1 protein-coding gene is annotated in these 1,183 nt (G+C 46.4%); it reads right to left on the reverse strand.

Annotated elements, in window-relative coordinates; translation table 11 throughout:
* Positions 1–40 precede the first annotated feature (40 nt).
* Positions 41–1,183: hypothetical protein (locus tag KDK17_RS11610; protein WP_257288146.1), on the reverse strand; the 1,143-nt coding region annotated here is incomplete at its 5' end.

Raw genomic sequence — 1,183 nt, forward strand, 5'->3', positions numbered from 1 at the left:
GGCTATCAGTGCCTCTTCGATTTAACGATTAACAAGCCCGTTATGGGGAGGCTCGCGTCTCTGTCGTCTGGCTGCCCACTGAGAGTGCTCTCAGCTCAGCCCTCAGGGTTTCAATCTCTCTTTCCATAGCCGCCTTGTCTGTATCGAACTGTCTGGATTGAGCCGCCAAGGTATTGACTTCATCCTCTTTCGCTCGCAAAAGAGAGCGGGTCTGTTGCAAGTCATTCTGAACTTGAGAGAGTGTCTTTTTTTTCTCCAGGAGTTCAGGCCCCTTGACCCTAAGCAAATCGTGTGCATGATTCAGCTTTCTCAGCAAACGAGCGTTTTGACTTTCTATTTCAGACTGTTGCGCTTCTTTGGCTTCAAGCATTGTGGTCTTCTGGCGTAACTCATTCTTTAGTGGCTCAATCTGTCTGGATAGTGCAGCATTTTTTTGCCGGTGTTCGAAAATGGCATGATTAAGATGATTTATTTTTTCCCGATCTCCTGATAAATCGCTCTCCAGCTTGTCAGCCCGTTCGGACAGCGCAGCTTTTTCTTCTGCGAGTTCCTTTTTGGTATTGTGATCAGCATCTAAACGACGTTGTTTTACTACTTTAAGTCGGTTCAGGAACTGGACCTTTTTTGATAGGGCATCAATTTCTTCCGTGAGTACTTGTATGGTCTCGTGATCAGCATCTGTGCGACGTTGATATGCTGCTATAACTATGTTCCGAGCCTCAACCTTTTTGGATTCGGCAGCTTTTTCTTCCCGGATTATGTCAAGGTCGCGCTGCATCTCTGTTGAACGACAATTAGCTTCTCGCAAAAGCTTCTCTAAATTCATGACTTTTTCATCGACACGTGCATTTGTATCCTGCTTGCGCTGTGCTCTTATCAATTGTTTTTCGCTATTTTCAAGCTGTCGTTGCAATTCTTGCTGATCCTGATCCTTATGCTCACGTTCTAGCGCTTTCTCATAACAGGAAATATTGCTTGCCAATGAAGTTTCAGCCTGCCGTGCAGCATCCAGAGCAATAAAGAGCTGAGTTCGGAACTGTAAAAGGCGTTGGTAATCCTCCTGAATGCGTTCATCCATTTTCTGCAACTCAGCCCAGATTTCAGCTTCTCTGTCCTCGGCAGGCTGTCGCGAATCGGTTAGCGTGCTCCAAAGACTACCCATCCGGGATGAAGACGCCACTAC

It is taken from the genome of Endozoicomonas sp. SESOKO2 (genome assembly GCF_024606245.1).
Lineage (GTDB): Bacteria > Pseudomonadota > Gammaproteobacteria > Pseudomonadales > Endozoicomonadaceae > Endozoicomonas_A.